The organism is Jeotgalicoccus meleagridis (assembly GCF_903994045.1).
In the GTDB taxonomy this organism is placed as follows: domain Bacteria; phylum Bacillota; class Bacilli; order Staphylococcales; family Salinicoccaceae; genus Jeotgalicoccus; species Jeotgalicoccus meleagridis.
On sequence record NZ_CAJEWD010000006.1, the window covers coordinates 47,681 to 60,433 of the forward strand.

The window sequence follows — 12,753 nt, forward strand, 5'->3', positions numbered from 1 at the left end:
AAAAATTATATATACAATCGTCTATATAGATGGTATTCTATATACTCTATAGGAGGAATGCTCATGTCTTATAAAGAACTATCAGTCATGCTTAAGATATTATCAGACCCAAGTCGATTAGAAATTTTAGATTTATTATCTTGTGGAGAACTGTGTGCAGCTGACATCTTAAAATATTTTCACTTCTCACAACCCACACTCAGTCATCATATGAAATCTTTAGTCGATAGTAATTTAGTCATCAAAAGAAAAGAAGGTAATAAGCAAATGTATCAAGTGAATCATGATGTCTTAGCGAATGTAAGCCAAGGCTTATTAAATATTAATACCCCTAGTCAAACTTGTATTTGTAAAGACATAGAAACTGGTGGGTCTATATCATGACAATTTTAGCAATTGTAATCTTTTGTTTAACTTTAACTTTTGTCATCTGGCAACCTAAAGGTTTAGATATTGGTATTACAGCTCTCATTGGCGCACTCCTTGCCATCGTTACTGGTGTAGTAAGTCTCGCTGATGTTGTGGAAGTTACAGGAATTGTTTGGAACGCCACTTTAACTTTTGTGGCTGTAATTTTAATATCCTTAATCCTTGATGAAATTGGATTTTTTGAATGGTCAGCAATTCACATGGTTAAAGCATCTAAGGGTAATGGTTTAAAAATGTTTGTTCTCATCATGCTACTAGGTGCAATTGTCGCCGCATTTTTTGCCAATGACGGTGCAGCCTTAATCCTAACCCCTATTGTCTTAGCAATGGTGAGGAACTTAGGCTTTAGTCAAAGAGTCATTTTCCCTTTTATCATAGCTAGTGGTTTTATTGCTGATACAACGTCATTACCTTTAATTGTTAGTAATTTAGTAAATATCGTTTCAGCAGATTATTTTGGTATTGGCTTTATAGAATATTTTAGTCGTATGATTATTCCTAATATATTCTCTTTAACAGCAAGTATTCTTGTTCTATGGTTATATTTTAGAAAATCACTGCCAAAAACTGTTGAGATAAACACACTCCCTGAACCAAGACATGCAATCAAAGATATTAAATTGTTCAAAATTTCATGGATTGTTTTAGCTGTATTACTCATCGGTTACCTAGTAAGTGAATTTATTAATATTCCTGTTTCATTTATAGCAGGTACAATCGCTTTAATCTTTGTCTTACTCGCTCGTAAATCAAAAGCAGTACATACTAAACAGGTCATCAAAAGTGCACCTTGGAATATTGTTCTTTTCTCTATAGGAATGTACTTAGTTGTCTTCGGTTTGAAAAATGTTGGTATTACTACGCTTTTAGCTGACGTACTAACAAATATTTCAAACTATGGGCTATTTTCTAGTGTTATGGGCATGGGCTTTATTGCTGCAATTCTATCATCCATTATGAATAATATGCCGACAGTTTTAATAGATGCCATTGCCATTGGAGAAGCAAGTGTTACAGGCATAATTAAAGAAGGTATGGTCTACGCCAATGTAATCGGCTCTGATTTAGGACCAAAAATTACACCAATCGGTTCCTTAGCCACCCTTCTCTGGTTGCATGTGTTAACACAAAAAGGTGTCAAAATTTCATGGGGTACTTATTTTAAAACGGGTATCGTCATCACAATTCCAGTGCTCTTTATCACCTTGTTAGGCTTGTATTTTACTTTAATTATATTTTAGAAAAGAGGATGTATAAATGTCTAAAAAAACGATATACTTCATTTGCACTGGAAACTCATGCCGTAGTCAAATGGCAGAAGGCTTTGGAAAGAAAATTTTAGGTGATAATTGGCAGGTGTACTCCGGAGGTATTGAAGCACATGGGGTAAATCCTAAAGCGGTTGAAGTAATGAAAGAAGTGGGTATTGATATATCCAAGAATACTTCAGATTTAATTGATCATAATATTTTAAAACAAGCAGACTTAGTCATTACACTTTGCAGTGATGCTGATAATAACTGTCCAATCTTACCTCCAAATGTTAAAAAAGAACACTGGGCTTTTGACGATCCCGCTGGAAAAGATTGGTCAGAGTTTCAAAAAGTTAGAGATGAGATTAAGCTAGCAATTGAAGATTTTAAAAGAAGGTAAATAAGATCATGCACCTTGAGATTGTCTGAAATGAATTATAGTAAAAGAGGTTGGACTCAAGTCCAACCTCCTTTACATTTAAATTTTATCTTTATAAAATTGCTGATGGAGTTTATAGACTTCATCTGCTAGTTCCGGCACTGGACCATCAACTTCTGTATCACGAATAATATCTTGTATAGGAAGATTACGAACTCTAGAAGGTTTAACCCCAAGTTCCTTGAACCATTCTACTAATTGTTCAGACGAACTCGCGTATACGATTCTTCCTAAACCAGCCCAAGCATGCGCTGCTGCACACATAGGACAATGCTCACCTGAAGTATATACTGTCGCGTGTTCTCTTTCTTTCTCTGTCATATTATTTGCTGCCCATCTAGCTATAGCAAATTCAGGATGCTGAGTATAATCACCACTAGAAACGCGGTTGTGATCCTCAAAAAGTACGTCCCCATTTTGATCAACAAGCACTGATCCAAAAGGCTCATCATTTTTTTCTAAGGCCGTTTTGGCTAATTCAACACTTCTTCGTAAGTATTTTAAGTCTTCTTCAGTAATCACTCTTAAGTCCTCCTTGTTTTCATCTATTTCTGACACTATTAAACAAAAACTCGTAAACTTTATACTCTTTCTAACATAGTCACTGCCTCAATATGTTTCGTCTGAGGGAAAAGATCCACTGGAACTACTGATTTCGCTTTATATCCATGTTCACTTAAGTACTTCATATCTCTTTGTAATGTACCTGGATTACATGATATATACACAATTTTCTTTGGTTCTACTTCTATTAAGGAATCTAAAAATTCTCTGTGACATCCTTTTCTCGGTGGGTCTACAAAGACTAAATCTGCACTAACACCTGTTTTAACAAGTTTTGGCATAACTGCTTCTGCTTTACCTAAATAGTAATCTGCATTTTCTATGCCATTTAGTCGAGCGTTTTCTTTAGCATCTTCAACAGCTGTATCCACAACTTCTATACCAATAATCTTCTTAACTTTTTTCGAAGCTACCAGTCCAATTGTCCCTATACCTGAGTATGTATCAATGATTGTTTCATCCGCGCTTAAATCAGCAAGGTCTAATGCAATTTGATACAGTTTTTCTGTTTGCTCGTGGTTGACTTGATAAAATGATCGGTCTCGGATTTTAAATTCTTTTCCTAATAAAGTATCTGTAATGTATTCTTGTCCTAAAAGTACGATCGACCTTTTCCCAAATATAACGTTAGTCTTCTCATCGTTAATATTTTGAATCACACTCTTGATATTAGGATATTTTTCTTTTAATGCTTTTGTAATCGATAAAAATTCATTTCTTTTACCATTTGTAATAAATACCACTTGTATTTCACTGTCATCATGATTAGAACGAATGACTAAGTGTCGAAGGAGACCTTCATGTTTCACTTCATCATAAATTGAAGTGTTTTCTTCAATCAATTTTCCCTTAACAAAATTCATAATGTCATTGTGGCTGTCTTTTTGTATATAGCAATGATCGATATCAACAATGTCATGTGAGCGTGGTCTGTAGAAGCCCATCACTAAGTTGCCATCAATTTTTTGTACAGGAATCTGAGATTTATTTCGGTAATAACTATCTTGACCCGTAATCGTTTCTTTGATTTCTAAATTAAGTCCAGCAAGGCCATTGATATTTCTCTCAACAGTTGAACGTTTGAAGTTCGCTTGTTCTTCTTTGTTCATGACTTGAATTTGACAACCTCCACATTGGTAATAATACTCACATGGTGGAGTCTGTCTATTTTTTGAAGCTTCTTTTACTGATAATAGTTTACCAAAAGCAAATTTTGATTTTACTTGTATTACTTTAAAGCTAATGACTTCATCTTTAAGCACATCTCCGATGAAGACTGGCTTTTGATCGATTTTTATTATGCCCATTCCATCATGAGAATAATCTTCTACTCGACCTTCATACACTTCATTTTTTCTTAATTCATTCATATTATAACCTCTTATATTATAAAGTTACTTGAAAAGTTGACAGGCCATCGCCATGGTCTCTCACATGGTTAATAGGTAAATTTTCCAGATGATATTTTCCTTTTGTTGCCGTTACAAATTGATACTCACCTTCTGGGATTAAGGTCATCGGTTGTTTATCTATAAAGTCTTTTTCTCTTTTGATAAAATCATTTAAAATATCTCGAATTGATTTAGATGATTCATACACAATTTCAGCATCTCTTAAAAACGGTGCATAAGCAACTTTATAGTTATTTGCAGGTACTAAAAATTCTTCATCATCCTTAACTTCTATACCCTTATATTTTACTTCTACTAATCTTCTTGCGTCTGAAATTTGATGAGCGGAACTATGATAACGCGCAGGCTGACTTAAATCAAAAGTATAGTCTAAATCAAAAAATGTATCGAAGTTATAGCCTGGAAATCCATCTCTTGAGTGATTTGACTTAATCAATGATGATGCGCCAACTTGATTAAAGGACGAGGCTGACCACTCTAACCATTCTTTTAAAACTTTACCGTTAATCTTAATAATCACTGTTGTATTAGCATGCTTATACAGATCAATTGTGTCTGCAACTGTTAGCTTTCCTACTGGAATATCTGTAAAATCCTTTACACCATCTCGTCCTGTTTTTATAGCAGAATTAAAACCTAAGATGGGTAGATTTTCTTTTTTAACTGCCTCTAAACCTTCAGCAAACCAGACGACAGCTTCTGATACGATTTGTACTGCTCGTGAAGGAATGACTCTAGCAAAATACGTTTGTAAGGCTTCTCTTGTATAACCCACTGTTTCTTCTAGATAGCTAAGGACTTGCTCATGATCATGTTCATAATTCAACAGATAATCATCACTATCCTCAATCGATTCACCACTGATTAATTGACCACTTGCAGATTTAAGACGCTTATCTTCATCGAGATCAAATTTTAAAACCCCAAGATGACTCGCAGACACACCTGGCTGAACCATCGGTACCTCGTTAAAAGTACCTTCATCCATATTTAAACGTTCATCATCGATCATCATGGATTCATGGGGGAAAAGATCATGGGTATGACCTAGTACAATGCCATCAATGCTAGTGACTAAAGCCATTCGCATTGCTTGGTTTTCTCCTAAAGCCACTTGATCATCTTCTTTAGCACTCATACCTGAGTGACTCAAAAGAATAATTAAGTCAGCACCTTGCCTCTTTAGGTCTTCAGCTGTTTTAGTAACTGCTTCAGGCATTGGAGAGACCTTAACTCGTCCAGTAAGATTAAATTTATCCCACTTCATAATCTGTGTTGGGACGACACTTAAAAATCCTATTTTTAGTGGACCGAATTTAGTATCTATAGTTTTAATCATACTTTTTTTAATTAGATTTCCTAAATCTCCATGTAAAAAATCAACATTGGAATTAAGCACCGGTATATTAACTTGCTTATAAAAATCACTTAAAAAAGGCAAACCGAAATTAAATTCGTGATTGCCAAGTCCAATTACATCGTACATATCATTTATTATCGCTGGTAGTAGTGGTGCATCTCTATGCACACTATCATACTCGCTCCACACATCACCCTGTAGTAAATCGCCGTTATCAACAGTTAAGACAATTTCATCGGGATGGTTTTTCTTATAATTTTCTATATAATATTTAAATTTTAAGAGCCCTGTTTCTTTCTTTTCTCCTTTAAAATAATTAAAAGGATAAATAGCTCCATGCACATCTGTTGTCGCAAAAATAGTCAGTTTCAAATTTGACACCTCAGTCATAACCTATATATCTGCTTCTTCGGGATCAGGAAGACTGTATTCAGTTTCTTCTCCATTTAATTGCTCATAAAATTCCTCTGGCACTCTAACCTTTAAGAATTCTCTTCGATTTTGGAAGTGAGCAGGCAGCACGCCTCCAAATTCACCATCTAAGTTTAATTGCACTTCTTCATATGAAGTTACTTTGACATCACGTGCTTTAAAATAATGAATTTTAGGATGCTTGAGATGCTCTCCTCTTGTTGCCATAGTTAGTATATGAGCAAATTCAGCAAGATTAACGTCTTCCAAAATAAGTAAAGTAAAATATCCATCATTCAATTTCGCATCTGGTACAAGCTTATCAAACCCTCCAATAGAGTTGGTTAAGCCTATTAAGAAAAGCATGACTTCTCCTTCAAAAAGCTCATCATCATGTTCAATTCTTAAATTAATACTACGCATTTGTGGAATCAGTTCAATCCCTTTAATGTAATAAGCTAAAGAGCCAATGACCGCTTTTAACTTACTCGGGGCTTCATATGAAACTTCGGTAATTTTACCTCCGCCTGCTATATTCATAAAAAATTTGCCATTCATACTTCCGAGATCTACTTTTGTTGTCTTACCATTCAAAATAATATCTACTGCTTGATCTAAATCATTTGGTATATTTAAAGCACTCGTGAAGTCATTGACAGTACCCATAGGAATGATACCAAGAGCTGGTCTTTCATCAGATTCAGCTAGGCCATTGATCACCTCATTGACCGTTCCATCTCCACCCACTGCAACAATTAAATCAAAGTTTTCTTCACAGGCAAATCTTGCAGCATAGGTAGCGTCATTTGGGCCAGTTGTAGCATGCGTACTTGTAATGTATCCTGACTTTTCAAAACGGCTCAGGACATCACTTAGTTGATTTTTAAACGTCTCTTTTCCAGCAGTAGGATTATAAATAATTCTCGCAGTTTTCATAAATATCCCCTTTAGTGTCTGTCTTATACAATTGTGAGACGATCGCCTTCTTGTTTTATTAATTGAAAAAGACGATATTTTTTATCTTGGTAGTTCAAAGCTGAAATTTCTTTTTTCATATACGATCGCTTTAAGTTTTTAAACTCCATGCTATAGCTATTGTCAGAAGAAATACATTCTGTACAACTTAAAATTTCTTCTTTTTTAAAGCTAGAGTTACTGATAAAAATCAGATTGATATTTAGACCATCTACTTTATTACTGATCACCATCTCATCTCGGAAGTAGTCAGAGTAGTTACTGACCTCTCTGTATCCTTCGGCGATTAAAATATCGCTTAGACTCTTTACATCATCGTATGATTTAACGATAAATAAAATATCTAAATCCGCTTGGAACGGTGAATTTTTTATAGTAGATGATCCAATATGATGAACTTCTATTATTATCGATTTAAAAAAGTTTAATATTTCAAATGCTTGTTTAATATATAGCTCTTTTATATTTGTCCTTAAATTTTTCATAGTCATACAATCATCCTAAAATAATGTCTTGCCTTCATTTTTAATGTATAATAATGTGTAAAAGAATTATGTTGCCAACATTATATCATATTAGTGATTGGCTATATTATTATTTGAGGAGATATCATGAAAAAAGCCCTAGCAATTCTATTACTTGTCTTGTTTGTCGTCGGTTTGTACTTTAACTTTGTGCATACAGGTTCAACTTCTGACAAACAAGCAAATGAAAATCAAGATGCAGAAACAACTACAGACGACAGCACAGAAGAAGAAACAGCTAATGATGATTCAGCAAGTGACAGTGATAGTCAAGAGCAGAATACTAATGACATCGCGTTCAAAGAACCCTCTATCCAGGAGCTCTATGACCAACGTCTTGAAAACAATGAAGCGCTAATTATTGATGTCCTAACCCCTTCATACTACAATAGTGACTTTGTCGATAGATTATCTGAAAGTTTCACAACTGATTCTATTCAAGTCAATCAAGTTGATATGCCAGGTAATACAGTTGAGATGAACGAATTGACAGTCAATGAAAATAGCGACATTGTCATTATGGATGCAATGCAAATTGCAGATTATAATGATGAAGTTTTACCAGAACGTAATCGTGGTAACTTAAGTGATGCCTATATGGATCTTTATAACTCAGATAAAATCGTCATTATATTAGGTAATGCCAATGTTCATGAACATGAAAACCTAATGAACACTTTTAAATGATGATGCTGAATTCTTTGTTAATAACGACTATTTCTATATCGATAATAAAGATGTATCCGTTGAAGACCCATACAACGAAGACGACAATGTATTAAACCCTGAACTTGAAGATGCAGTCATAGAAAACATTCGCTCATATTTATTACAATAAAAAAATTACCGACCAGTTCATAGACTGGTCGGTATTTTTCTTGCTTTATTTATCGTTTTTTAATTTCAGTTAACAAGATCTCATTCACCATTTTAGGGTTAGCTTGACCTTTAGATTTCTTCATAATTTGACCCACTAAGAAACCAATCGCACGGTCTTTACCGTTCTTGAAGTCTTCAACTGACTGTTCGTTAGCATCTAGTACTTCTGTCACCATCGCTGTTAGAGTCTCTGGATCAGAAATTTGTTCCATACCTAAATCCTTAGCGATTTGTTTAGCTGAACCACCCTTATTAATCAACTCACTAAATACTTTTTTAGCTTGTTTAGAAGAGATGGTACCATCTTCAATAATTGTAATTAAGCCGCTTAGATTCTCAGGTGTAACACCCGTTTCAGCTAGCTCCACATTATTTTTATTTAAGTGCTCATTGACACTACCCATTAACCAGTTAGATGCCAGTTTTGGATCTGCTTGATGAGTTTCTACCATGTCGCTAAAGAAGTCAGACATTTCTTTTCTCATCGTTAAGATATCAGCATCATAAGCTGGAAGTTCGTATTCATTTACATATTTCTCACGTAATTCATCTGGAAGTGTCGGAATAGATTCACGCACACGGTTCTTCCACTCGTCATCGATATGAAGATGTAGGAGATCAGGTTCTGGGAAGTAACGGTAATCATCCGCTCCTTCTTTAACACGCATTAAAATCGTTTCTCCTGTTTTTTCATCGTAGCGTCTTGTTTCTTGTTCTATAACGCCACCAGATAACAATACTTTTTCTTGACGTTTCACTTCGTACTCAAGACCTTTTCTAACGAAGTTAAATGAGTTCAAGTTTTTCAATTCAGTTTTTGTACCAAATTCTTTTTGGCCGACTGGTCGTATGGAAATGTTGGCATCACATCTCAGTGAACCTTCTTCCATCTTCACATCCGACACACCAGTATACTGAATGATTGACTTAATTTTTTCTAAGTATTTATATGCTTCTTCTGGTGAACGTAAGTCTGGTTCAGACACTATTTCAACAAGAGCAGTACCTTGACGGTTTAAGTCAACTAATGAATAGTCATCCTTATGCGTAGATTTACCCGCATCTTCTTCTAAGTGAAGTCTAGTAATTCCTATTGTTTTTTTCTTACCATCAATTTCTATTTCAAGTGAACCATGTTCTCCAATTGGTTTATCGAATTGAGAAATTTGATAAGCTTTAGGGTTATCTGGATAGTAATAGTTTTTTCTATCAAATTTAGTGTCTGTTGCAATGTCCATGTTTAAAGCCATAGCAGCTTTCATACCATGTTCGACTGCCTGTTTGTTTAAGACAGGAAGTGTTCCTGGATAACCTAACTCAACTACTGATAAGTTAGTGTTGGGTTCATGTCCATAATGCAGCGGAGCATTAGAGAAAATTTTAGAATTCGTTTTAAGTTCAATGTGAACTTCTAGTCCAATTACTGTTTCAAAGTGCATCTTACTCCGCTCCCATCGTTAATTTTTTTAATTCGTCATGTAAGTTGTAAGTTTTTTCAAATTGATAAGCAACATTATAAATCTTCTTTTCTTCAAAGTGATTACCAATTAATTGTAAACCGATTGGAAGATTATCTCCTGTTAGACCACATGGAATACTTAAAGAAGGTACACCTGTTAAGTTAGCTGGAATAGTTAAAATATCATTTTTATATTCCTTAGTGCCTTCAATTTTTACTTCATCATACTTGTGAGCAGGTGTTGTTGATGTTGGCCCAATAATTAAATCGTAGTCTGATAAAATTCTTTGAACATCTTCAGCTACTAAACGACGAAGTTTTTGAGCTTTTAAGTAAAATGCATCGTAATGACCTGAACTTAAAACGTAAGTTCCAAGTAAGATACGTCTTTTAACTTCGTCACCAAAACCTTCTCCACGAGATTTTTTGTAAAGTTCATCTAAGTTATTAGCATTCTCTGAACGATAACCGAAACGGATACCATCAAAACGAGCTAAGTTTGCACTTGCTTCACTTGATGCGATTAAGTAATAAGAGCTAACTACGTATTTAAGGTTTGGCATGTCAACTTCGTCAACTTTTGCCCCAAGAGACTCTAAACGTTCTTTAGCTTTTAATACAGCATCTGTTACACTTTGATCAACGTCATCACCTAAAAACTCTTTAGGTAAAGCAAATTTCATGCCACTAATATCTTTATCGATACCAGATAGGAAATCAGTATTTTGATCTTTAGCACTTGTCATATCATGTTCTGAATCCTCACCAGAAATTAACTCAAGTACCTTAGCATTATCACGGACAGTACGTGTAATTGGACCTACTTGATCAAGTGATGATGCAAAAGCAATTAAGCCGTAACGTGACACTCTACCATAAGTTGGTTTCATACCAACGACACCACAAAATGAAGCTGGTTGTCTAACAGAACCACCAGTATCTGTTCCAAGAGCAAATGGCACAAATCCTGCTGCTACTGCTGCAGCTGAACCGCCTGAAGAACCACCTGGTGAGCATGCTAAGTTCCAAGGGTTTCTACTCGTTTGATAGTAAGACGTTTCAGATGTTGAACCCATAGCGAACTCATCCATGTTCACTTTACCAAGCATGACAGAATTTTCTTCTTTTAATTTAGTCATAACGGTCGCATCATAGACTGGTTTGAAATTGTGAAGCATTTTACTCGCACAAGTTGTAAGAACATCTTTGGTCACAATATTATCTTTAATTCCTACTGGAATACCAAAAAGTTCGCCATCCATTTTATCTTCAGCTTGTAATTGATCAAGCTCTTTTGCTCTTTCAATTGCCTCATCTTTAGTCAAGGTAATGAAAGCTTTAATATCTCCATCATACTTTTCAATTCTTTCAAACAAAGCCTCTGTAACTTCAGAAGGTTTGATTTCTTTAGCGTGAATTTTTGAGTATAATTCTTCAACAGTTAGTTCATTTATATTCACTATATTTACCCTCCGTTTAGATCATTCTAGGAACTTTGAATTGTCCCGCTTCTTTACTTACAGTATTCTTTAACGCTTCGTCTTGACTTAACGGTTGTCCCGCTACATCTTCACGTAATTTATTTTCTACATCGATTACATGGGTCATTGGTTCAACACCATCTAAATCAAGTTCTTCCAATTGAGCCGCATGCTTAACGATACTCTGTATTTTAGTTGATAAATTTTTTAATTCTTCATCATCTTTAATTTCAATTTTAGATAGATTCGCCACATGTCTAAGTCTATCAAAGTCTAATTCTTCCATTGATGACCCTCCTTATTTTAAATACAACATTTAAAGTTTACCAAAATTAACACTAATTTTCCATGTAGCCTTACTATTCAAAGATATATAAGTTCGCTTTTTCATCACCTTGTCTTGTTATGACACTGTAGACTTGTGATTTATCTTTGATTTCCACTTCAATATTCGTACCGATAAAGTGCTCGTCTACTAAGTCTCTTACAAATTGACTCATACCAATCATTTCGCCTCGACTGTTATACTCCAGTGGAATTTCTATGGTCAATGTCTCTAAGTTATTGTCAACAAACTTACCGCGACCGACAGAAGTTGTAAAGCTATCGAAGTAAGAAGACAACTCCCTGTTAAAGGTTTCATATTCATTATTCACTTCATCGGAAATTTCTGCAGCTTCATTTGAAGGTAAGAGCAGATTTTGTACATTGATATCCGAGAACTCAGTTATAGTATTCTCCCCAGGTTCAACAGTGGTTTGTGAGACAAAGTTACCCGGCACAATATCAGTGTCTGATGACTGGATAAAAATCGCAAAGACAATCTTTTTATCGACATAGTCATCGTTGGCACGAATTCTCGTTAAAATCTCCGCTGCCATTTCCTCACCTTTTTCCTGAACGACTTCAGGATCTAGTTCTTTTTCTTTAGTCTGTCCATATTCCTCAGTTTGATAGTAATGCACACTGTTCATAGCAAGACCAATCGTGATGCCATCAAAGTTCAAAGAGCCATCTTCACTTTCAGACAGGTAATTTTGCTCTAAGATATGAGATAGATATAAGGGCGCTTCTTCTGCAATTTTCTCAGGATCTGTCTCCCCATTAGTAGATGGATTCAAACCAAGATTACTAAAGGCATTGGAAGATAACAGTTCCTCTTCATCCATCTCTTCTAGTTCTTCACTTGTGTATTGTCTAGATAAGTAGCCTCTAATCATTTCTTCAGAGATAATTTGACCTTCTCTAAAAACATACTCATCTGTACTGAAGATATCCTTACTAATATCAGACAATCCTTTTTCAAATTCTTCTACATTATAAGATGACACCATATTAGCACTTGACAATCCTCTAGCAGGAGACAATACATAAGGTACTACAGACCGATAAAATTCACTACCACTAGAGGTGAGTTTGTCTTCTTGTTCTTCAACTGGAACATTTGACACTTCATTTTCTAAGCCTGCATTCTCAGCTTGTTCACTAATTTCTGCTTCATTAGCTCCACAAGCACTCAATAATAAGGCAGTAGTTGCTCCGAGTATTAGAGTTTTAAACTTCATTA

Annotated in this window: 13 protein-coding genes; 4 read left to right on the plus strand and 9 right to left on the minus strand. The window is 35.0% G+C overall.

All coding sequences use genetic code 11. From position 1 onward, the window contains the following. Positions 1-63 precede the first annotated feature (63 nt). From JEOSCH030_RS04085 to arsC, 3 genes are read left to right on the plus strand one after another with little or no spacing between them, the layout of a single operon-like run. Positions 64-384, plus strand: a complete 321-nt coding sequence (locus JEOSCH030_RS04085; RefSeq protein ID WP_185125351.1) for an ArsR/SmtB family transcription factor — start codon at positions 64-66, stop codon at positions 382-384. Beyond that, entirely contained in the window at positions 381-1,670 is a 1,290-nt protein-coding gene (gene arsB, locus JEOSCH030_RS04090; RefSeq protein ID WP_185125352.1) for an arsenite efflux transporter membrane subunit ArsB, read from the plus strand. The genes JEOSCH030_RS04085 and arsB overlap by 4 nt, the downstream gene beginning before the upstream one ends. A gap of 16 nt (positions 1,671-1,686) precedes the next feature. Further along, the gene (gene arsC / locus JEOSCH030_RS04095; protein WP_185125353.1) at positions 1,687-2,082 is read left to right on the plus strand and encodes an arsenate reductase (thioredoxin); all 396 of its coding nucleotides are present in this window, start codon (positions 1,687-1,689) and stop codon (positions 2,080-2,082) included. Between the two features lie 78 nt (positions 2,083-2,160). Here arsC and JEOSCH030_RS04100 read toward each other — a convergent pair whose 3' ends face one another. From JEOSCH030_RS04100 to JEOSCH030_RS04120, 5 genes are read right to left on the minus strand one after another with little or no spacing between them, the layout of a single operon-like run. Beyond that, positions 2,161-2,643: a nucleoside deaminase gene (locus tag JEOSCH030_RS04100; protein WP_185125488.1), complete on the minus strand. Its 483-nt coding sequence runs from the start codon at positions 2,641-2,643 to the stop codon at positions 2,161-2,163. 59 nt (positions 2,644-2,702) lie between these two features. Next, the gene (gene rlmD / locus JEOSCH030_RS04105; RefSeq protein ID WP_185125354.1) at positions 2,703-4,055 is read right to left on the minus strand and encodes a 23S rRNA (uracil(1939)-C(5))-methyltransferase RlmD; all 1,353 of its coding nucleotides are present in this window, start codon (positions 4,053-4,055) and stop codon (positions 2,703-2,705) included. 16 nt (positions 4,056-4,071) lie between these two features. Continuing rightward, positions 4,072-5,829 (minus strand): 5'-nucleotidase C-terminal domain-containing protein, encoded by a 1,758-nt coding sequence (locus tag JEOSCH030_RS04110; RefSeq protein ID WP_185125355.1) that lies wholly within the window; start codon positions 5,827-5,829, stop codon positions 4,072-4,074. A 21-nt stretch (positions 5,830-5,850) separates the two neighbouring features. Further along, the gene (locus JEOSCH030_RS04115; RefSeq protein ID WP_185125356.1) at positions 5,851-6,804 is read right to left on the minus strand and encodes a diacylglycerol kinase; all 954 of its coding nucleotides are present in this window, start codon (positions 6,802-6,804) and stop codon (positions 5,851-5,853) included. 23 nt (positions 6,805-6,827) lie between these two features. Next, positions 6,828-7,328, minus strand: a complete 501-nt coding sequence (locus JEOSCH030_RS04120; protein ID WP_185125357.1) for a GrpB family protein — start codon at positions 7,326-7,328, stop codon at positions 6,828-6,830. Positions 7,329-7,454: 126 nt separating this feature from the next. Here JEOSCH030_RS04120 and JEOSCH030_RS04125 point away from each other — a divergent pair, with 126 nt between their 5' ends. Next, the gene (locus tag JEOSCH030_RS04125; protein ID WP_185125358.1) at positions 7,455-8,054 is read left to right on the plus strand and encodes a hypothetical protein; all 600 of its coding nucleotides are present in this window, start codon (positions 7,455-7,457) and stop codon (positions 8,052-8,054) included. A gap of 200 nt (positions 8,055-8,254) precedes the next feature. On the opposite strand, the gene gatB is transcribed toward JEOSCH030_RS04125, so the two are convergent. From gatB to JEOSCH030_RS04145, 4 genes are all read right to left on the minus strand, one after another. Then, entirely contained in the window at positions 8,255-9,685 is a 1,431-nt protein-coding gene (gene gatB / locus JEOSCH030_RS04130) for an Asp-tRNA(Asn)/Glu-tRNA(Gln) amidotransferase subunit GatB (protein WP_185125359.1), read from the minus strand. Between the two features lies 1 nt (position 9,686). Continuing rightward, positions 9,687-11,165 (minus strand): Asp-tRNA(Asn)/Glu-tRNA(Gln) amidotransferase subunit GatA, encoded by a 1,479-nt coding sequence (gatA, locus tag JEOSCH030_RS04135; RefSeq protein WP_185125360.1) that lies wholly within the window; start codon positions 11,163-11,165, stop codon positions 9,687-9,689. 16 nt (positions 11,166-11,181) lie between these two features. Continuing rightward, a complete protein-coding gene (gene gatC, locus JEOSCH030_RS04140; RefSeq protein ID WP_185125361.1) occupies positions 11,182-11,472 on the minus strand; it encodes an Asp-tRNA(Asn)/Glu-tRNA(Gln) amidotransferase subunit GatC in 291 nt (96 codons plus the stop codon). 73 nt (positions 11,473-11,545) lie between these two features. Further along, a complete protein-coding gene (locus tag JEOSCH030_RS04145) occupies positions 11,546-12,751 on the minus strand; it encodes a CamS family sex pheromone protein (RefSeq protein ID WP_185125362.1) in 1,206 nt (401 codons plus the stop codon). Positions 12,752-12,753 lie beyond the last annotated feature (2 nt).